Consider the following 20,675-nt stretch of genomic DNA (forward strand, 5'->3'; position numbering starts at 1 on the left):
ACATAGACCGCGTTAAACCTATTAATATTACAGACTTAGAATCTAATTGGCGTTATCATTATTTACGTTTACTTAACCTCATTCAGCCATAAAAGCATGATAAAAAAAGCTCTCCCCACCATTGTTGGCCTGTTTGCCTTTTCTCATGGTGCCTATGCCGATGTTTCTTTGACTTTGAAAGGCATTGATGGCGCTTTAGAAGAGAATGTCAGTGCGTATCTATCATCTATTCCAGAGAAGGATTACTCCACTTCTCTGCGTTTTCAAGCGAGATTAGATCAAAGTATCACTGAAGCGCTTAACGCGCTTGGGTATTATCATGCAAAAATTTCATACTCTATTCCTGAAGCGAATGATGAGTTAATTGTGCTCATCAAGCCGGGCTTGCCAGTGAAAGTGAAAGTCATGGATGTGGTCATCACTGGAGAGGCTAAAGACGATGAAGAGTTTGCAAAACTTATTGAGCGCTCTCCGCTAAAAGTTGGTCAAGTTTTGAATCAAGGCCAATACGACAACCTTAAGTCAGGCATTCGTAACTTGGCGCTTCAGCGTGGTTACTTCAACGGTGAGTTTACGCTAAGTCGATTAGAGGTTATCCCTGATCTGAACGAAGCTAATGTCCGTTTGCACTACAGCAGTGGAATACGTTTCAATTTTGGCGACGTTTCTTTTATTGGCAACCACATCTGGGAAGACCGTGTCGCATCACTACAGCCTTTTAAAGAAGGGGACCCATACAACGTTTCGAAGCTGGGCGAGTTTAATCAGAAGCTATCAAATACGGAGTGGTTTTCCTCAGTTTTTGTTGAGCCTGAATTGGATAGGCTTGATGATGGCCGAGACTTGCCAATTAAAGTGTCTTTATCTCCTGCTTCCAAGAATCAGATTGAGACGGGTATTGGTTACTCAACGGATGTCGGCGTTCGAGGAACGTTGAAGTGGAAGAAACCTTGGGTGAGCTCCCGAGGACACAGTTTCAACACCGCTTTATCCCTATCTAAGCCAGAGCAAACCGTGACTGCTTCTTACAAAATTCCTTTAGAAGATGTCGCTAACGATTATTATCAAGTTCAATATGGGCTTAAAAACCTAGACAACCGTGACACGCAGAGTATCGAGTCTAACCTTGCAGTGGAGCGTCATTGGTTAGCAGACGGTGGTTGGCATAATACCGTTTATGTTCGTCATTTGTACGAGAGCTTTACGCAAGGTTTACAAGATGATGAATTCAACTTCGTACTTCCAGGTGCGACATTTTCTCGGACTAGGGTTCGAGGGGGCAATATGCCAATGTGGGGAGACAAGCAAAGCATCACTATTGAGTATGGTGATACCGCTATGCTTTCTGAAACTAGAGTGCTCCGCTTAATTGGCTCGACTTCTTGGATTCGTGGTATTGGAGAGAATCATCGTGGTTTGTTCCGCTTAGAAGGTGGTGCGAATATTACCGATGAACTTGAAAAGCTATCACCGTCGCTGCGTTTCTTCGCAGGTGGTGACAATAATATTCGTGGTTACGGCTATGAATCTATTTCACCTGTGGATGAGAGTGGTGCTTTGACGGGTGGTAAATACATTGTTAGCAGTACATTAGAATACCAATATCGTGTTTATGGAAACTGGTGGGCTGCAACGTTTTACGATATTGGTGATGCGTTTAATGAAACACCAGATTGGAAATCAGGTGCTGGTGTTGGTATCCGCTGGGCGTCTCCGGTGGGCCCTGTTAGTTTTGATTTTGCATGGGGGTTGGATGCAAAACCAGAACGAGAGTTTCGTATCCACTTCTCATTGGGGCCTGAGCTATGATCAAAATGATGTTTAAGTGGACCAAATGGCTGTCGCTCAGTTTGATTGGTCTATTGCTGTTGCTCATCATTATTGTCGCGACAGTTTTGTTTACCCACCCAGGCCTCAAATTTGCCTTGTGGGGAGCTGAAAAAGCATTACCACAATTGCAGATTGAAAAAGTGCAGGGTTCATTGTTTCCTCGCTTCGAACTGCATAACGTCAGTTTTGTCGATGAGTCTTTGAATATCGACGCCAAAGTCGAGCGTTTAGCTTTGGCAGTGAACTTCCGCTGTTTCTTTGACCCTAAGGTCTGTGTCGATGAGTTAAGACTGCAGGGGCTTGACTTTAAGATGCCAGAGCTACCGCCAGCAAGCGAGGAGCAAGAGGAAACACCACCACTGCGTTCTATCAGTACGCCAGTGCCAATTTTTGTTAATAAAGTCAGCTTTAATGACATCAACGTCAATGTGCTGGGCAATCAAATTGATTGGCAAACGTTCTCGACCGCTTTGTCGATGCAAGGTGATCGTTTGGTGATCGCACCTACCGCGTTGAAAGACATTAATGTTGCGCTCGCACCAAGTGAAGCGGCCCCAGAAGCGGTTGTTGAAGAGCCGAAAGAGGCCGATGCTACGCCGCAAGATATTGTGTTACCCGAAGTATGGATTCCACTGACGGTGGAAGCGCGTCGTCTTGATATTCACAATTTCAAACTGGCAGGTGAAACGCCAGTGATCGTCAATCATCTTGGTTTGGTTGCAAGAGCAGGCGGTGAGCGTGTTGATGTCAAAACGTTAGAGCTCGACATGCCAGAAGTGGAAGGCAAGTTGAGCACACAAGTGACGCTTTCTTCTGATTACCCTATCAAAGCGCAACTGGACGCGTTAGTGAAGCAAGCGGATGCGAAGGGACAAAAACTGTCGCTTTCGGTCTCGGGTTCGGTTGGTGATTTGTCACTAAATGCTACGCTTTCTGAGCTTGTACAAGCGGAGATCAAAGGTGATATTCAACCGCTTAAAACGCAGTTACCGTTTGATGTCGCGATTAAAAATGTACAGGCGCAATGGCCGCTATTTGGACAAAGCGATTACCAGGTTTCTGTACCAAGCTTGGTGGCAAAAGGCTCACTTGATGGCTACGAAGTCGCATTAGAAACCAAAGCTTCGGGCAAAGATATTCCCGCCGTTGATGTCGCACTAAACGGCAAAGGTACGTTAGAGCAAATTGACCTCGAAAGCCTTGTAGTGAAAACCTTAGGGGGCGAACTCTCTGGGAAAGTCATGGCCAATTGGGCCGCGCCAATCAACTGGCAAGCTGACTTAAACCTGAAGAACATTCAACCAGGATTGCAGTGGAAAGAAGCCGAAGGGGATATCAGCGGTAATCTTTCGACTTCGGGGTCGTTAACAGAACAAGGTGGTTGGCAAGTCAGTTTGCCTAAGTTAGACATTGACGGCATTTTGCGAGGGTATCCGCTGAATGTTGAAGGGCAACTTGAAGCGTCTGATAAGAACGGCAAAGGCGAAGACATCCAACTTACCACTCAGGGTTTAGCGCTTTCTCATGGCCCGAACCAACTGAGTGCAAAGGGTAAGATCGATAAGCAAATTCTGATGGATGTTGAGGTTAACTTCCCTGATTTTGCAAAAAGTGTTCCGGACCTTGCAGGTAAAATGCAAGGTAAAGTCGCACTACGTGGTAGCTTGAAAGAACCAGACATCAATCTTGATCTCGCTTTAAATCAGATAAACTGGCAGCAACAGGCGAACGTAGAAACGATCACCTTAAAGGGTGATGTGAAGCCTCTGCCAGCACCAAAAGCGAACATAAGCCTAATTGCGAACAACATTACCTATGACGACATAAAAGTTGATAGTGCTGACCTTGAAGTCTCTGGGGATGAAAAACTGCATCAACTGACGCTCGATGTAGTGTCTGACCTAGTGTCGACCAGTTTAGAAATTGAAGGGACATTCCAGCAGAAACCAGAAATGATTTGGGATGGGGCGCTGCGCCGCTTGACGCTGAGCTCGCAACAAGGCCCGTGGGCGTTGCAAAAATCGACCGCGGTGAAGGTCAATATCGACAAACAGATCGCGAACGTTCAAGCGCATTGTTGGTTGCAAGCGGAGTCGAGCGTATGTCTAACCGAAGACATTAGTGTCGGTAAGAGTGGCCAGGCGAAGTTAGCCATCAATGATTTTGATTTTGACCAAATCAAACAATTCCTGCCGCCAGAAACCAAGCTGCAAGGCTCGGTTAATGCACAGGCTTTTGCTAAATGGGCACCAGAGAAAAAGCCTGAAGTAACCTTAAGTGTCAATATGCCAAAAGGCCAAGTTGAACAAGCGCTTGAACAGCCAATTAAAGTCGGTTGGGAAAGCTTCAACTTTAAAGCAGCATTAGCGAAAGACAAGCTTGATGCCGAGTGGCTATTTGATGTGAAAGGTAACGGTGACTTGTCTGGTAAGGTTTCTTTACTGAATGTCTCGTCTGAAAAGCCCACTATTGATGGTAAGGTTTCACTCTCTACGTTCCACTTGGACTTCTTGGCACCGTTGATTGGTGAGTACAGCTTGTTTAAAGCAAACATGAATACTGACCTAGCGATATCAGGTGAAGTTATGCATCCGAAGGTGAACGGTCAGTTCTTGATTGACCAAATGAAGCTACAGGGTGAAGTCACACCGATAGATATAAACTCAGGGCAGGTCGTCATCAACTTTAAAGGCCATCAAGCGGACTTGGATGCCGGAATTTTAACCCCGGATGGTGAGTTGAACGTTACCGGTGATGCCGACTGGCAGGACTTACAGAACTGGCGCACTAAAGCGCGTGTATTTGCTAAAGAGCTCAATGTTGATGTGCCTCCAATGGTAAAAATCAAAGTTGAGCCTGACATGACAATAGATGTGACCCCTCAGCTTGCGAAAATTGAGGGTGATATTAATTTGCCATGGGGAAGAATTGTCGTCGAAGAGCTTCCACCAAGTGCAGTAGGCGTATCGAGTGATACCGTTATTCTCGATAAAAACTTGCAGCCAGTGGACGATGTGGCTGCGATGCCGTTTGATGTGGAAACGAACATCAACATTAAAATTGGTGATGACTTCCAACTTGCCGCTTTTGGCTTAAAAGGTGGGTTGAAAGGGAGCCTAAACGTGACACAAAAAGACAAAGGTCCGTTCATCGTTGGTGAAGTGAATGTTGTCGATGGTTCTTATCGTTCGTTTGGTCAGGACTTATTGATTAAAGAAGGTAAGATTCTGATGAATGGTCCACCAGATCAACCTTACTTGTCTATCAAAGCGATTCGTAATCCAGACAATACCCAAGATGATGTCATTGCAGGGGTACAAGTGTCGGGCCCAGCATCTGATCCGAGTATAGAAATTTTCTCAGAGCCCGCGATGAACCAAGCCAATGCACTTTCTTATCTACTTCGTGGTCAAGATATTGATGGTGAAGCCGGTGGTAATGCAATGACTACTACCTTAATTGGTTTAAGCTTGGCGAAGAGTGGGCGTGTGGTTGGTGAAATCGGTGAAGCCTTTGGCGTACAGGATTTACAGCTGGACACTGCTGGGTCGGGCGATGATTCGCAAGTGACGGTGAGTGGTTATATTCTGCCTGGTTTGCAGGTGAAATATGGTGTCGGCATCTTTAACTCCCTAGGTGAGTTCACTGTGCGTTACCGATTGATGCAAGACTTGTATTTAGAAGCGGTATCTGGTGTAGATAGCGCCGTTGACCTACTCTATCAGTTTGAGTTCGATTAAAGTGCTTTAACCTAAGCATACACAGTCATGACTAAGGAGTGGTTATGCAGCATTTGATTTTTGTCTACGGCACGTTACGCAAGGGAGAGTACAACCATCAGTATTTGCGCTCGGCGCAGTTTCTTGGTTTACATGAAACGGATGCTCAATTTGCAATGTATGACTTAGGCCCTTATCCAGCGTTGTCTGTTGGGCAACGCTCGATTCAAGGTGAAGTGTATCTGATTGATGATGAAACCTTATCTGAGCTAGATAGGTTAGAAGATGTGCCAGTGGAATATCGCCGAGAGAGCATCGCTACGCCTTTTGGCCAAGCTTGGATCTACTTATATCAAGATACTGAGCAATTAACCGAAGAAATCGCTTCCGGAGATTGGTGTCAAAAGGTGTGAGCTATACTGACATTATCAATAGCAACGAGCTAAACACTAAGGAGTCGCGATGAAAGCATTCGTAATTGGAGTAATGGCGTTGCTTCTTGCTGCATGCGCACAAACAACACTACCGACTTCGAATAATGTGACCGATTGGCAAGTGTTTGGTAAGCAGTCAGCTTTAGATGGATTACGGGAGTTATCTGAGGAGCGAATTGCGAAGCTGGATGATGTTAACCATGCGACGCCAGAACTGATAATGGCTTATCAAGCGGGTTACCAGCAAGGCAAACAAGAGTATTGTGAGCAAAGTGCTTATATGCTCGGTGTTATCGGGCGGCCGTATTTTGGCATTTGTGATGATGTTGACCCCTTCTTTCAACATGACTACGACGCTGGACGAATGTCTTCAGCAGGCGCACCTATCTAGTTGACACAGGTAAGATGAAAGCAAAAGAGCTGCCCTAGAGCAGCTCTTTTTAATTTTGTATCAGCAGTGATACTTATTTTTTCTGAGCTCGCTCGTAAGATTCTAGGATTTCAGCTTTGGCGGCAGCAACATCTGCCCAACCATCCACTTTCACCCATTTGCCTGCTTCAAGCTCTTTGTAACGCTCAAAGAATTGCGTGATCTGCGCTTTCAGTAGTTCTGGGATATCGCCCACATCTTGGATGTGCTCGTACTCTTTCGAGATTTTTGAGTGGGGAACCGCAAACACTTTTGCATCTTCACCCGATTCATCTGTCATCTTCAAAACGCCAACAGGACGGCAGCGAATGACTGAACCTGGCATGAGTGGGTATGGTGTTGGTACCAATACGTCGACTGGGTCGCCATCAAGAGACAGGGTATTGTTCACGTAGCCATAGTTGCATGGGTAGAACATTGGTGCAGACATGAAACGGTCGACAAATACAGCACCAGAGTCTTTATCTACTTCGTACTTGATTGGATCTGCATTTGCAGGAATTTCGATAACGACATAGATATCTTCAGGCAGAGACTTGCCTGCTGGTACATGGTTTAAGCTCATTAGAATATTCCTTTTCATTAACGATGAGTCACACAAAAGCGGCTTCATCTGATGATAAATTCGCGTTTCACTTTAGCGACAAAAACGCGGCAGGTAAACACCTGCCGCGTTGGACAAAGGTCTGAAATTATTCTTCGTCGCGGTGCAGTTCAAGGAACTCTTCAACTTTGCGAACCATGTTCTTCGAACCCACAAAGAAAGGTACACGCTGGTGCAACTCAGTAGGCTTGATGTCCATAATGCGATTCACGCCGTCCGATGCAATGCCCCCAGCTTGCTCAATGAGGAATGCCATAGGGTTACATTCGTAAAGCAGGCGTAGCTTGCCTTGTGGGTGGCTTTGTGTGCTTGGGTAAAGGTAGATACCACCTTTCAGTAGGTTGCGGTGGAAATCAGCAACCAGCGAGCCAATGTAGCGAGAAGTGTATGGGCGACCGTCTTCTGGCACGTTTTCTTGGCAGTACTTGATGTACTTCTTCACCCCTTGAGGGAAACGAATGTAATTACCTTCGTTGATGGAGTAGATCTTACCATCATCAGGAATCATCATGTTTTCATGAGAAAGACAGAAGCTGCCGATAGATGGGTCGTAAGTAAAGCCGTTTACGCCGTTACCAGTTGTGTATACCAACATGGTGGAGGAGCCGTAAATTACGTAGCCCGCAGCCACTTGTTTGTGACCAGGTTGTAGGAAGTCTTCTTCAGTTGGTGGAGTACCGATTGGAGAAACACGACGGTAAATCGAGAAGATAGTACCAACAGAGACGTTCACATCGATGTTAGAAGAGCCATCAAGTGGGTCCATCAGTACTACATATTTGGCGTTTTGGTTGAGTTCTTTATTGAACGCAACTGCTTCGTCTTCTTCTTCACTGGCAACGCCACACACTTGATCACGAGCTTCGAGCGCGGCTTTGAACTTATCGTTCGCGTAAACATCGAGCTTTTGCTGATCTTCACCTTGGACATTTTCCGTACCTACAGCACCAGTGATATCACCGAGACCCGCTGCGTTGATTTCGCGGTTAACGATTTTTGCAGCTAAACGAATGGAGGCTAAAAGGGATGATAGATCACCGCTAGCGTGGGGGAAATCCGCTTGTTTTTCGACAATGAACTCGCCTAGGGTGCGCAGTCCTGACATGGTTAATCCTTACATTTTCATTTCATTGGGGGTAGTGCGCAAGTGAGCATCTCTTTATGGATGTTAAACGATTGCGCTGGATGTAAGTTTAAGTCGCAGATCTTTTTAATGGTAATGAAGTAACTGTTTGAGATCTCAATTTATTTGTAGACTTGTTTGAGGGATTCATCAGTAAGCAAGAGGTTGTACAGTCTGTGTTCAACCTTGTCATATTTGTGAAAGGGACTGCAAGAAGAAGGCTAAAGTCACTCGCTTTTCAGGCGGTAATCGCGATAATGAAAGCATTAAAAAACGCATTACAAGGTTTAGTTTATGCACATTCATATCTTGGGTATCTGTGGCACATTTATGGGCGGCGCAGCGATTCTAGCGCGCCAATTAGGACATAAAGTCACTGGTTCTGATGCCAACGTTTATCCGCCAATGAGCACACTGCTTGAGTCTCAAGGTATTGAAATTATTGAAGGCTTTGACCCGTCTCAACTCGACCCTCAACCAGATCTTGTGGTGATTGGTAATGCGATGAGCCGTGGCAACCCTTGTGTCGAGCATGTGCTCAACACTAACATGCGCTACACCTCTGGTCCGCAGTGGCTCAACGAGTTTTTGCTGCATGATCGGTGGGTATTGGCGGTATCGGGTACACATGGGAAAACGACCACGTCGAGCATGCTTGCCTGGATACTTGAAGATTGTGGTTATCAACCGGGTTTCTTAGTCGGTGGGGTACTCGGTAACTTCGGAGTGTCTGCTCGTTTGGGTGAAAGCATGTTTTTTGTCGTTGAAGCGGACGAATATGACAGTGCTTTTTTCGATAAGCGTTCTAAGTTTGTGCATTACCATCCTCGCACTTTAATCATGAATAACCTTGAGTTCGATCATGCTGATATCTTCGATGATCTAGAGGCGATCAAGCGCCAATTCCATCATTTAGTGCGAACGGTTCCCGGCAATGGCTTAATCTTAGCTCCGAAGCAAGACCAAGCTTTGGCGGATGTATTAGAGCGTGGTTGCTGGACAGAAAAACAGTTCTCTGGTGAGAATGGTGACTGGCAAGCGCACAAATTAGTGCTTGATGGCTCAAAATTTGACGTTGCGTTGAAAGGCGAGAAGGTTGGTACCGTCGAATGGAATTTGGTGGGTGACCACAATGTGGATAATGCGCTGATGGCAATCGCTGCTGCACGACATGTTGGAGTCACTCCGGATCTTGCTTGCCAGGCATTAGGGCGTTTCATCAATACCAAGCGCCGTTTAGAGCTGAAAGGTGAAGAACAAGGTGTGACGGTTTACGATGATTTTGCGCATCACCCAACGGCAATTGAACTTACTGTCGGTGGTTTGCGTAACAAGGTAGGTGAAAAACGCATCCTAGCTGTGTTAGAGCCGCGTTCTGCCACCATGAAGCGTGGCGTACACAAAAACACACTTGCAGAGTCACTACACAGTGCAGATGAAGTCTTCTTGTTCCAGCCAGATAATATCGAGTGGTCTGTGCAAGACATTGCCGACCAATGCACACAGCCAGCGTTTGTCGATGCGGATATAGATAACTTTGTAGCCAAGATCGTCGAACGTGCGCGACCAGGTGACCAAATTCTAGTCATGAGCAACGGTGGCTTTGGTGGTATTCACGGAAAACTTCTTGAGCAGTTAAAACAAAAAGCCTGATTGATATGCAAAACAAAACACAACCCTCTCATAAAAAAGCCATCACGTTGGCATTAACGGGTGCTTCTGGTGCTCCCTACGGCCTTCGTCTTTTAGAATGCTTGGTTGCGGCGGATTATCATGTCTACGTTCTGATTTCTTCGGCAGCTCGTGTTGTGATGGCAACCGAGCATAATCTTAAGCTACCAAGTGGCCCAGAAGCGGCGCAGCAAGCATTGGTAGAGCACCTGAACTGCAATCGAAATAACATCACCGTTTGCGGTAAAGACGATTGGTTCTCGCCGGTTGCCTCTGGTTCTGCTGCACCCAAGCAAATGGTGGTTTGCCCATGCTCTGCGGGAAGCGTTGCAGCCATAGCACACGGTATGTCGGACAACTTGATCGAACGGGCCGCTGATGTAGTAATGAAAGAGCGCGGGCAGTTGTTGCTCGTGGTTCGCGAAACACCATTTTCAACGCTACATCTGGAGAACATGCACAAACTGTCGCAAATGGGCGTCACCATCATGCCAGCAGCTCCAGGCTTCTATCATCAGCCAAAGAGTATTGAAGACTTAGTGGATTTTATGGTGGCGAGAATTCTTGACCACTTAGGTATTGAGCAAGGTTTGGTGCCTCGTTGGGGTTATGACCAGCGCTCGTGAGCTGATTGTGTAACCACTCAAATACCTTTACAATCCATCCAACTCATCGGGGAGCAAACCCATTTAGCATTGAGTCAATCAATGCATTGGGGCGCTGAGACCTAAGTGTTTAACTAGGGACCCGTATTACCTGAACCAGATAATGCTGGCGTAGGAATTGAGTCTGGATATTGGAAGTCCTTAATAGCCGCCTCAAACCCTGTGCCGCTCAACTTATTTCTCTGAAATACTCATGGAGAGCGAGCAGTGAAACCCACTCTAAATCTGATTGCCCTAGCTGCAATCACCTCTACTTCAGCGTTTGCCGCTGAAAACACATTAACCATCTATACCTACGACTCTTTTGCCGCAGATTGGGGGCCGGGTCCTAAAATCGAGCAAGCTTTTGAAGCAAAATGTGGCTGTGACGTTAACTTCGTAGCGTTGGACGATGGTGTGTCGATTCTGAATCGTCTTCGTCTTGAAGGCGGTAATAGCAAAGCGGACATCGTATTAGGTTTGGATAACAATCTGATGGCAGAAGCGAAGAAAACCGATCTGCTTGCCGAGCACAATGTGGATACGGCTAACACAGTGTTACCAAACGGTTGGAGTGACACGACGTTTGTACCGTACGATTACGGCTACTTCGCGTTTGTGTACAACAAAGAGAAACTGGCTAATCCGCCGAAAAGCATGAAAGAGCTGGTGGAAACGCGCAACGATCTGAAAGTGATTTACCAAGATCCGCGGACTTCAACGCCGGGCCAAGGCTTAATGCTATGGATGAAATCTATTTATGGCGACGATGTGACGCAAGCGTGGCAGAAGCTAGCGAGCAAAACCGTAACGGTCACGAAAGGTTGGTCTGAGGCGTATTCTATGTTCCTCAATGGTGAGTCCGATTTAGTGCTTTCTTACACCACTTCACCTGCGTACCACTTAATTGCGGAAAACGATTCGAAGTTTGCTACGGCGAATTTTGCTGAAGGCCACTACATGCAAGTTGAAGTAGCCGCCAAAGTGAAAGGGGCAAAAAATTCAGAACTTGCTGATCAATTTATGAGTTTCATTTTAAGTGATGAGTTCCAATCGGCGATGCCAACGGGTAACTGGATGTACCCAGTCACTGACGTTGAGTTACCTAAAGGTTTTGAAACTTTGAGTGTTCCAAGCAAGTCGTTGAGCTTTAGTGCTGATGAAGTGGCAAAAATGCGTAAGTCTTGGATTCGCGAATGGCAAAGCGCATTGACGTTTTAGCTGACGTTTCCATCCTCATCTGAATGAGATAGGTTTTACCTTTGAATTCTGTTCCAAAAATAGGTTTAGGGGTCGCGATGATCATCGCGACCTTTGTTATTTCTGCCCTAGGTGCTTTGATTGTTCAAGCCCCTTCACTTGATGTGTCTGTGGTATGGGGCGACCCGTACTATCAACATGTCACCAAGTTCAGTTTCTACCAAGCGTTTCTTTCCACATTGCTCAGTGTTGGCTTTGCCATTCCAGTAGCGCACGCACTTTCGCGTCGCCAATTTATTGGTAAATCATTACTGCTTAAGCTGTTTGCATCGACACTGGTTTTGCCGGTTTTGGTTGGTGTTTTTGGGCTGTTAGCGATTTATGGCAACAGTGGTTTGTTGGCGCAGTGGTTGCAAAGTTTCGACACTAAACTGCCATTCTCTATTTACGGTTTGAACGGCATTTTACTCGCCCATGTGTTCTTTAATTTACCTTACGCGGCACGATTGCTTCTGCAAGCCTTGGAGTCTATTCCTGCCGAGCAGCATAAGCTTTGCGCGCATCTTGGGATGAGCCATTGGGATAAGTTTCGCTGGGTAGAATGGCCGCGTTTAAGGCAGCAGCTTCCCCACGTTTGTGGGTTGGTGTTTATGTTGTGCTTTACCAGTTTTGCCACTGTAATGGCGTTGGGGGGCGGGCCAAAATCCACCACCATTGAATTGGCCATTTACCAAGCGATTAAGTTTGATTTTGATTTACAAGCTGGGGCGTTATTGGCGCTGTGGCAGATGCTGTTATGTGGACTGCTTGCTATTGGAGTGCAGAAGTTAACAAGGCCTGTTTCTATCAGTGCTGGAAGCACATCGGTACAGCAATATTTAACGAAGGATCATGGGTGGTCAAAAGCTTGGGATAGCTTTTGGATCATAGGTGCCTTTTTACTGGTAATACCGCCGTTATTGATGGTGTTACTGAGTGGCATCAACCAACAAGTTTGGACAGTATTAACCGATGAGCGTTTTTGGTCTGCGCTATTGAACTCCCTCAAAGTCGCCTGTGTCGCTAGCGCGCTTGCGGTCGCTGCAGGGGTGTCCATACTATTGACCAGTCGCCGTTGGCGGTTGCAGTACAAAAACACGCGAGCCGATCAGATTGAGTTAATCGGCACCGTTATTTTGGTGACTCCAGGTCTGGTGATTAGCACCGGTTTATTCTTACTACTGCGCGCATTTACCGATGTTTTTAGCTTGGCATTTTTTGTCGTGATTTTGGTGAACGGTTTGATGGCTTTGCCTTACGTGATCAAAACGCTAGCGCAGCCAATGCTGCACATTGAACAACAGTATCAGTATGTATGTGCCAGCTTAGGCATGCGTGGCTGGCAACGGTTTAAAGTGGTGGAGTGGCAGGCGCTACGCAAGCCGTTTGCACATGCGTTTGCGATCAGCTTTATGTTTGCAATAGGGGATTTAAGTGCCATAGCACTGTTTGGTGGACAAGAGTTTCGTACCTTACCTCTGTATTTGTTCCAGTTGCTTGGCAGTTATCAGATGGACGCAGCTGCGGTGGTATCGGTGACCCTATTGTTGTTGAGTGTGGGCTGTTTTGCCTTGATTGAGAAAGTATTGAAAACGAAGGAGAGAGCGTAATGTTAGTGTTGGATGATGTGCAGTACACCTACCAACGTGAACTGTTTCGTTTTGACTTAACGATTGAGCAAGGACAGATTGTATCGCTGATGGGACCAAGTGGGGCAGGGAAGTCAACCTTGCTGGCGTTGGTGGCAGGGTTCATCCATCCTGACCGTGGTGATATTTGTGTTGATGGTGAGTCCATTGTGCGTAAAGAGCCTTATCTGCGTCCGTTCTCTATGTTGTTCCAAGAGCACAATTTGTTTGCTCACTTATCGGTGCGTGACAACATCGGTTTGGGCTTACACCCGGGGCTAAAGCTCACGGTGGACCAAAATCGTCAGATTGAACAAGCCGCGCAGCAAGTTGGTGTTGCAGAGTACCTCGACCGTTTGCCAGAGCATCTTTCTGGTGGCCAGCGTCAACGTGTTGCCTTAGCGCGTTGTTTTGTTCAGCCTCATCCCATGTGGCTGTTGGATGAGCCGTTCTCGGCGCTTGATCCGGTGTTGCGTGAAGAGATGCTGAGCTTGGTAAAAAAACTGGCAGCAGAGCGGGGAATAACCGTATTGATGGTCACGCACCATTTAAGCGATGCCAAAGCGATTGCCAGCCACTTTGTGTTTGTGGCGGATGGTAAAGTGGAAGCCGCGGGTGATATGTCTGCATTGAGTGAACAGCATGCTAGTGAGAAGCTTGCGGCATTTATCCGAGCCGCATGCTAGTGCCTGATAGTTGCTAGGTCATGCTTCTCCGCAACACAAACCATGCCTAGGGCCAAATTCAAATTGAGATCTTAAGCTCATGATATGGTCAATCATTGCTTGTACGCGCCGTGGGCGGTTTGCTCCAGGACGATAGACTAGATAAATAGGCATTGGTACCGTGTGCCATTGCGGCAACACTCTGACTAAGGTGCCACTTTCTAGCTCTTGCGTCATGTTTTGCACAGGTAAGTTAGCGATGCCTAGTCCTTTAAGTGCGCCTTTCAATATTGCTTCTACAGTTGTACTTGAGAAGTTACTGGTTATTGAAACATTGACGGTATTATCGTGTGAGATCAGCGTCCAAGGCCCTATTTCTGAAACATATTGATACCTCAAACAGTTGTATTTTGTCAGGTCTTCTGGCGTTTCAGGTACGCCGAACTCAGCTAAATACTCAGGGCTAGCAGCCAGGACTCGAGTCGTATAGCCTAATTTTTTTGCGATCAATCGATCATCAACTATCTGACCGACTCGAATTGCCATATCAAAGCCGTGTGAAAACAGATCAACAAAATCGTTCGATGCTTCTAACGCAATTTGTACTTTTGGCCATTGTTTTAAAAATGGCAAAAAGATGTGTTCCGCCATATACGCATCCAACGCTGGTGGCGCGGAAATACGCAGCCGGCCTTGGATCTGTTGTTCCATCTCCTGTACGTCATGGCCAATTGAGTGGAATTCCTCAACTAAGCTTGCAGCACGCTCTAAAACCATTTGGCCAGCTTCGGTGATCACTAACTTTCGGGTTGTGCGCTCTAGGAGTTTGGCTTCAAAGTGTTGTTCGAGTTTGGTTATGGCTTTACTAACAGTAGATTTTGGTAGGTTTAACTCCAGCGCGCACTTGGTTAAGCTCAGTAGTCGACAGCTTGTGACAAAGATAGAAAGCGTTCTAAAGTCAATTGTTTCTAAATTGCGAACAATCACTTTCAATTATCCATATTGTTTCAATATTAATCTGATTATAGTCTGGCACCTCATCCTTAGCCATCAAGTTATTGTCATTTGAGGTAAACAACATGTCCAACTCTGTAGACTTATTTTCTCCTATCGAACTCGGTCAATTAGCATTAGATAACCGTGCCATTATGGCGCCTTTAACGCGAGCTCGTGCTGGCGCAGACCATATTCCTAATGACCTTATGGTTGAATACTACGCTCAACGTGCGAGTGCCGGACTTATCATTGCTGAATGCACCATGGTGATGGAAGGTACGTCTGCTTTCATGGCAGAGCCGGGCATTTACAACGAAGAGCAAATCGTAGCTTGGAAAAAGGTAACGGATGCGGTTCATGAGAGAGGCGGTAAGATTGTACTGCAAATTTGGCATGCGGGACGAGCTTGTCATCCTGATCTGAATGAAGGAAAAACACCTGTAGCGGCGAGCGCATTGGCCATTCGTGATGAATTAGTCCATACCCCTTCGGGTAAGCAAGAATATACGGTACCACGAGCACTCGAAGTGGATGAGATAGCTTCCATTGTTGCGGCGTTTAAACAAGGTGCAGAAAACGCCAAGAAAGCAGGCTTTGATGGGGTCGAGATACATGGTGCCAATGGTTATCTTATTGATAACTTCCTTCGTGACGGTTCAAATTTACGTACCGATGAATACGGTGGCTCGGTTGAAAATCGTGCTCGATTTTTACTTGAAATAGTGAAAGAAGTCGTTGAGGTGTGGGGACCTGGAAGAGTCGGTCTGCGTACATCTCCGCTAAATGGATTTAATGACATGAAAGACAGTGATCCAGTTGGTTTGGTGCGTTACTTAGCAGAGCAACTTAATTCTTTCGATCTTGCTTATTGGCACGTGATGCGTGCGGATCTGAAAGGCGTACAAAAAGCAGATGTTCTCAAGCCAGCACGCGAAAACTATCAAGGTCACTTAATGGCGAACGTGGGCTACAGTGCACAAGAAGCGGCAACAGCAATTGCAGAAAACAAAGTTGATGTGGTCGCATTTGGCGTTCCCTTTATCGCAAACCCAGATTTAGTTGAGCGATTTAAGAAAAATACACCTCTTAATGAGGCGAAACCAGAACACTTTTATTTGGGTGGAGCAGAAGGTTATACCGATTACCCAGTGATGGCATAACCCTTACTTGTTTAATATAAAAAGGACGCTAATGTTAGCGTCCTTTTTCGTTTCTGTATTTACTTAGCCTTGCGGTTTTACGACCATCACATTGATTGGAGAATATTCCACAACCTTACTCGCGACAGAGCCAAGCATTACTTTATTGATTTTAGAGCGCTTGTGACTTGGCATAATGATGAGGTCAGCGCCTAAACGTTCTGCATAATCAAGAATGGTCGCGTAGGCCTTGCCTTCAGCAACATGCACTTGGTAAACCACATCTTCAGCAATATGCTCATTAGCGAAAGTTTTTAGTTGCTGCTTCACGTCTTGCTTCATTTTGGCTGCAGCATCTTTCGGAAAGTATGTGGCAACCATCGACATGTGAATACCAGGTAGTACCGTCAGAAGATGGATTTGAGCATTTGCTTGCTTTGCCTGCCAAACCGCTAGTTCAACCGCTCGGTCTGAAAAGCCTTGGTCATTTAGATCAACCGGAACAAGAATTTGTTTGTACATTCAATGTCTCTCATTAAGGCCCCTTTATCCTCGGGGCCAAATCGGTTATGCGCTCAATTGTTCCTTACGAGCACGACGTTTTTGGTTCATTGCAAGCACCAGCAAAATCATTAAGCATGGTACAAACACCCACTCTTTCATCGGACGGTCTGCATCCTGGATAACCCACTTGATTTCCCAATCAAAGTCGATACCTGCGGACTCTGCTGGACTACCAAATTCAACCATATCGACAATCATTTTGTTGTCACTTTCGGTCAGCATCAGACCCATAGATGAAATACGTGCGTCTGCTGTTGTCGCACTGTCTTCGAATGGAAGACGAACCGTTTTCTCAATGTAGTCGCCCTCAAGGTTTTCACCGGCAACACGTAACTCCAATGATTCTCCTACATTTAGTGTTTCCGTGATTTGAGCTACCTCAACGCCAGGAGAAAGAACTTTCGCTGGGTACAGCATGTCCCACCAAAAACCTGGACGGAAAAACGAAAATGTCAGTACTAATAATAGGACTGTTTCCCACCACTTGTTACGCGTGAACCACCACCCTTGAGTTGCCGCAGAGAATATCAGCATTGCAATGATCGATGAGATGACTGTGAGTGCCAAATGCCACCAAGAGTCGATCCCCATTAACAATAGCTGGGTATTGAACACAAACATGAACGGTAAAATAGCGGTTCGAATATCGTAAGTAAAACCTTGGATACCAGTACGAATTGGATCTGATTTCGCAATTGCTGCTGCTGCAAAAGCCGCAAGGCCTACAGGTGGGGTATCGTCGGCCAAAATACCAAAGTAGAAAACGAACAAGTGCACCGCTATCAACGGAATAATTAAGCCATGCGCTGCGCCGAGCGTAACAATAACCGGCGCCATTAGCGTAGAGACCACGATGTAGTTCGCCGTTGTTGGCAGACCCATCCCCAGAACCAAGCTAATGATGGCGGTAAACAGCAGCATAAGAATGATGCTGCCACCAGAGATAAACTCGACGAAGTCGGTCATCACTAGGCCGATACCCGTTAGTGTAACAACACCAACAACGGTGCCCGCTGCCGCGGTTGCAACGCCGATACCAATCATATTGCGCGCACCAGAAACTAAGCTCTCGGCAAGATCGACAAAGCCATCTTTGGTTTGCTGAAGCATGTCACCTTGCTTTGACAGCAGTGCAATCAACGGACGTTGAGTAAGCAAAATGAAAATCATGAATACCGTTGCCCAGAATGCCGAAAGGCCAGGTGAGAAACGTTCGACAGTCAAACACCAAACCAATACGACGATAGGGAGTAGGTAGTGCAAGCCTGACTTAACGGTTGGGCCAGGATCAGGTACTTCTGTTAATTCTGCATCAATCTCAATTGCGCCATCTTGCACGTGATTTGCTGAGACTTTCACCAACCCAACGTACGCGATTAATAGTGCGACGGTAACAATTGGTGTCGCGGCATCACCAAAGACGTCCTTTGTCCAACCCACTCCGTAGTAAACCAATGCGCTGATCACACACAATCCTAAGATTGTGCCAGTAAAGGACAGCAGACTTTGTACTAGTGTTGGGTTGTGGCGACGAGGAAGCCCTGTCATGCCTGCTTTACACGCTTCAAGGTGAACAATGTAAATTAAAGCAATATAAGAGATTAGCGCTGGAAGTAGGGCGGCTTTAATCACCTCAACGTAGGAGATACCGACGTATTCCACCATCAAAAATGCTGCTGCACCCATGATTGGCGGTGTTAACTGACCATTGGTTGAAGCCGCTACCTCTACCGCACCCGCTTTTGTGCCGGGAAAGCCAACACGCTTCATCAGTGGAATCGTAAAGGTGCCAGTTGTTACTACGTTTGCGATTGAAGAACCAGAAACCAGACCAGATAAACCTGATGCAACAACGGCCGCTTTAGCTGGACCACCTTTCATATGGCCAAGTAACGAGAAGGCAACTTTAATGAAGTAAGCACCAGCACCAGCGCGTTCCAGCATTGCTCCAAACAATACAAACAAGAAGACAAAAGAGGTAGAAACACCTAGCGCAACCCCAAATACGCCTTCTGTTGTTAGCCACAAGTGAGACATGGCCTTGTTCAAGCTTGCCCCTTTGTGCGCGATAACGTCAGGCATGTAAGGGCCTGCAAAAGTGTAAGTAAGGAAAACAGCAGCCACGACCATTAATGGTGGACCAAGTGCTCGGCGTGTTGCTTCTAAAAGGAGGAGCATACCGATAACAGCAACAACGATATCAACCGTTGTCGGTGCGCCTGAGCGTCCTGCTAGCTCGGTATAAAAAAGGTATATATAGGCTGCTGAAAAGCTGCCAGCCAACGCGAGTATCCAATCAACAAGAGGGATATGATCGCGAGGAGAATTCTTCATCGCTGGATAAGCAGTGAAAGCCAAAAAGATCGCGAAAGTAAGGTGGATAGATCGCGCTTCCGTGTCGTTCAGTACGCCAAAATTGAAAAAAAATGGTAACGGGGATGCGTACCATAATTGAAATAGTGACCAACACAGAGGAACAAACCAAAGGATTCGTCCTTGCATTCCCGAAGGGCTACGTGCACCTGTGTCTGCCTGAGCCACCATTTCTTGCACATCTTGTGACGGAGCTTGATTCGTCGCCATGTACTTTTTCCTTATTATTGATGGTCCTGTCTGATTTTTATCGAGAACCACACTTCGCCTCTATCAGTGTAGTGAATGGAGCGAAGTTTGCTTTCGAGTATTTTGCTGCCTGAACTCAAAGTGTTGATTGTTGGATACTCTGTTAGGCGGCGTTTAAGTTTTCTTGGGTATGAGCTCGCAGTTATCAGAAGAAAACTGGCGAATGAAGCATACAGTTAGAACGTGCTACAACCTGTATGCTCAAACAGGCAGAAAATATTCTTTCCTGCCTGTATGTAGAGTCTGAGGAAATTACTTAATTAGACCCATTTCTTTGTAGTATTTTTCTGCACCTGGGTGAAGAGGAATAGAAAGACCAGCTTTCACCATGTCTTCTTTCTTCAAGTTTGCGAATGCAGGGTGTAGACGTTTGAAGGTATCAAAGTTTTCAAACACAGCTTTTGCCACGTTGTAAGCGACATCGTCTGAAACATCAGAGGTCGTTACCATTGTTGCTGCAACACCAAAGCTGTTTACGTCTTTGTCTGTACCGCGGTACATACCAGCCGGTACTGAGCTAAAGGCGTAGTATGGGTTGTCGGCAACAATTTTATCGATTTTAGGGCCTGTTGCTGAAACTAGCTTCGCATCACATGATGTGGTTGCTTCTTTGATTGAACCGTTCGGGTGGCCGACCATGTAAATGAAGGCGTCAATTTTGTTATCACAAAGTGCCTGAGAGCGTTCAGAGCCTTTTAGCTCAGACGCCAATTTGAAGCTGTCGTTTGTCCAACCCATCGCTTCCATGACAACGCCCATCGTTGCACGGTCACCAGAGCCTGGGTTACCGATGTTTACGCGCTTACCTTTCAGGTCTTCAACGTTTTCAATACCTGAATCTGCACGCGCAATGATGTTAAAAGGTTCTGTATGAAGAGAGAACATTGCGCGTAGCTTCTTGTACGGGCCTTGTTCTTCAAACTTGCTCGTACCGTTGTAGCCGTGGTACTGCCAATCCGATTGCACGATACCAAAATCTAATTCGCCTGCACGGATAGTGTTAACGTTGTAAATTGAGCCACCAGTCGATTCTACTGAACAACGGATGTTGTGGTCTTTACGACCTTTATTTACCAACTTACAGATAGCACCACCAGTTGGGTAGTAAACACCTGTCACAGAGCCAGTACCGATGGTAATAAACTCTTGAGCGTTAACTGCGCCTGCGCCCATTACGGCTGCAGCGATAGCGCCTACTTTGAGAAGTTTGTTAAATGCCATGAATTTCCCTTCCTTATATTCATTATTTACCCGGAAATAACCATAAATCACTTCTGGAGTTTCCTATTTGGAAACGGCACCTTTTTCAATCCAATCGTTTGAAAAAGCGAGCGAATCATAACAAAAAATTGGCAGAAAATTATCCA

16 protein-coding genes and 1 riboswitch are annotated in these 20,675 nt (G+C 46.2%); of the genes, 10 read left to right on the forward strand and 6 right to left on the reverse strand.

Features of this window, described 5'->3' with window-relative positions; all coding sequences use genetic code 11:
• Window positions 1-96: 96 nt before the first annotated feature.
• Genes R7P36_RS10975 through R7P36_RS10990 form a run of 4 tightly spaced genes read left to right on the forward strand, consistent with a single transcriptional unit; the run spans window position 97 to window position 6,374 of the window.
• The gene (locus R7P36_RS10975; RefSeq protein ID WP_213899439.1) at window positions 97-1,809 is read left to right on the forward strand and encodes an autotransporter assembly complex protein TamA; all 1,713 of its coding nucleotides are present in this window, start codon (window positions 97-99) and stop codon (window positions 1,807-1,809) included.
• Window positions 1,806-5,570: a translocation/assembly module TamB domain-containing protein gene (locus R7P36_RS10980; protein ID WP_213899440.1), complete on the forward strand. Its 3,765-nt coding sequence runs from the start codon at window positions 1,806-1,808 to the stop codon at window positions 5,568-5,570. Before R7P36_RS10975 ends, R7P36_RS10980 begins: the two co-directional genes overlap by 4 nt.
• Window positions 5,571-5,614: 44 nt before the next feature.
• A complete protein-coding gene (locus tag R7P36_RS10985) occupies window positions 5,615-5,962 on the forward strand; it encodes a gamma-glutamylcyclotransferase (protein ID WP_205461431.1) in 348 nt (115 codons plus the stop codon).
• A 49-nt stretch (window positions 5,963-6,011) separates the two neighbouring features.
• A complete protein-coding gene (locus R7P36_RS10990; protein WP_017633454.1) occupies window positions 6,012-6,374 on the forward strand; it encodes a DUF2799 domain-containing protein in 363 nt (120 codons plus the stop codon).
• 73 nt (window positions 6,375-6,447) lie between these two features.
• On the opposite strand, the gene ppa is transcribed toward R7P36_RS10990, so the two are convergent.
• Both ppa and fbp read right to left on the reverse strand, forming a co-directional pair.
• Window positions 6,448-6,978: an inorganic diphosphatase gene (gene ppa, locus R7P36_RS10995; protein WP_054574250.1), complete on the reverse strand. Its 531-nt coding sequence runs from the start codon at window positions 6,976-6,978 to the stop codon at window positions 6,448-6,450.
• Between the two features lie 127 nt (window positions 6,979-7,105).
• Window positions 7,106-8,122, reverse strand: coding sequence for a class 1 fructose-bisphosphatase (gene fbp / locus R7P36_RS11000; protein ID WP_005383114.1), 1,017 nt, complete (start codon window positions 8,120-8,122; stop codon window positions 7,106-7,108).
• Between the two features lie 312 nt (window positions 8,123-8,434).
• On the opposite strand from fbp, the gene mpl reads away from it, so the two are divergent.
• From mpl to thiQ, 5 genes are all read left to right on the forward strand, one after another.
• A complete protein-coding gene (mpl, locus tag R7P36_RS11005) occupies window positions 8,435-9,793 on the forward strand; it encodes a UDP-N-acetylmuramate:L-alanyl-gamma-D-glutamyl-meso-diaminopimelate ligase (protein WP_053303335.1) in 1,359 nt (452 codons plus the stop codon).
• A 5-nt stretch (window positions 9,794-9,798) separates the two neighbouring features.
• Window positions 9,799-10,437, forward strand: coding sequence for a flavin prenyltransferase UbiX (locus tag R7P36_RS11010; RefSeq protein WP_005379640.1), 639 nt, complete (start codon window positions 9,799-9,801; stop codon window positions 10,435-10,437).
• A 37-nt stretch (window positions 10,438-10,474) separates the two neighbouring features.
• Window positions 10,475-10,611, forward strand: a riboswitch (TPP riboswitch).
• Window positions 10,612-10,683: 72 nt separating this feature from the next.
• Complete coding sequence (thiB, locus tag R7P36_RS11015) at window positions 10,684-11,676, forward strand: thiamine ABC transporter substrate binding subunit (RefSeq protein ID WP_047101920.1); 993 nt, start codon at window positions 10,684-10,686, stop codon at window positions 11,674-11,676.
• A 41-nt stretch (window positions 11,677-11,717) separates the two neighbouring features.
• Window positions 11,718-13,304, forward strand: coding sequence for a thiamine/thiamine pyrophosphate ABC transporter permease ThiP (thiP, locus tag R7P36_RS11020; protein ID WP_017820277.1), 1,587 nt, complete (start codon window positions 11,718-11,720; stop codon window positions 13,302-13,304).
• Window positions 13,304-14,008, forward strand: coding sequence for a thiamine ABC transporter ATP-binding protein (gene thiQ, locus R7P36_RS11025; RefSeq protein ID WP_005379648.1), 705 nt, complete (start codon window positions 13,304-13,306; stop codon window positions 14,006-14,008). The genes thiP and thiQ overlap by 1 nt, the downstream gene beginning before the upstream one ends.
• An 18-nt stretch (window positions 14,009-14,026) precedes the next feature.
• Here thiQ and R7P36_RS11030 read toward each other — a convergent pair whose 3' ends face one another.
• On the reverse strand, window positions 14,027-14,974 hold the full coding sequence (locus R7P36_RS11030) for a LysR family transcriptional regulator (RefSeq protein WP_213899441.1): 948 nt from the start codon (window positions 14,972-14,974) through the stop codon (window positions 14,027-14,029).
• 92 nt (window positions 14,975-15,066) lie between these two features.
• On the opposite strand from R7P36_RS11030, the gene R7P36_RS11035 reads away from it, so the two are divergent.
• Window positions 15,067-16,143 (forward strand): alkene reductase, encoded by a 1,077-nt coding sequence (locus R7P36_RS11035; protein ID WP_213899442.1) that lies wholly within the window; start codon window positions 15,067-15,069, stop codon window positions 16,141-16,143.
• A gap of 63 nt (window positions 16,144-16,206) precedes the next feature.
• Here R7P36_RS11035 and R7P36_RS11040 read toward each other — a convergent pair whose 3' ends face one another.
• From R7P36_RS11040 to R7P36_RS11050, 3 genes are all read right to left on the reverse strand, one after another.
• Window positions 16,207-16,644 carry a universal stress protein gene (locus tag R7P36_RS11040; RefSeq protein WP_005379654.1) on the reverse strand — a complete coding sequence of 146 codons (438 nt, stop codon included), beginning with the start codon at window positions 16,642-16,644 and terminating at the stop codon, window positions 16,207-16,209.
• A gap of 45 nt (window positions 16,645-16,689) precedes the next feature.
• Window positions 16,690-19,269: a TRAP transporter permease gene (locus tag R7P36_RS11045; RefSeq protein WP_213899443.1), complete on the reverse strand. Its 2,580-nt coding sequence runs from the start codon at window positions 19,267-19,269 to the stop codon at window positions 16,690-16,692.
• Window positions 19,270-19,560: 291 nt separating this feature from the next.
• Window positions 19,561-20,529, reverse strand: a complete 969-nt coding sequence (locus tag R7P36_RS11050) for a TAXI family TRAP transporter solute-binding subunit (RefSeq protein ID WP_005379657.1) — start codon at window positions 20,527-20,529, stop codon at window positions 19,561-19,563.
• Window positions 20,530-20,675 lie beyond the last annotated feature (146 nt).

Source organism: Vibrio sp. 397, assembly GCF_033339395.1.
GTDB lineage: Bacteria > Pseudomonadota > Gammaproteobacteria > Enterobacterales > Vibrionaceae > Vibrio > Vibrio alginolyticus.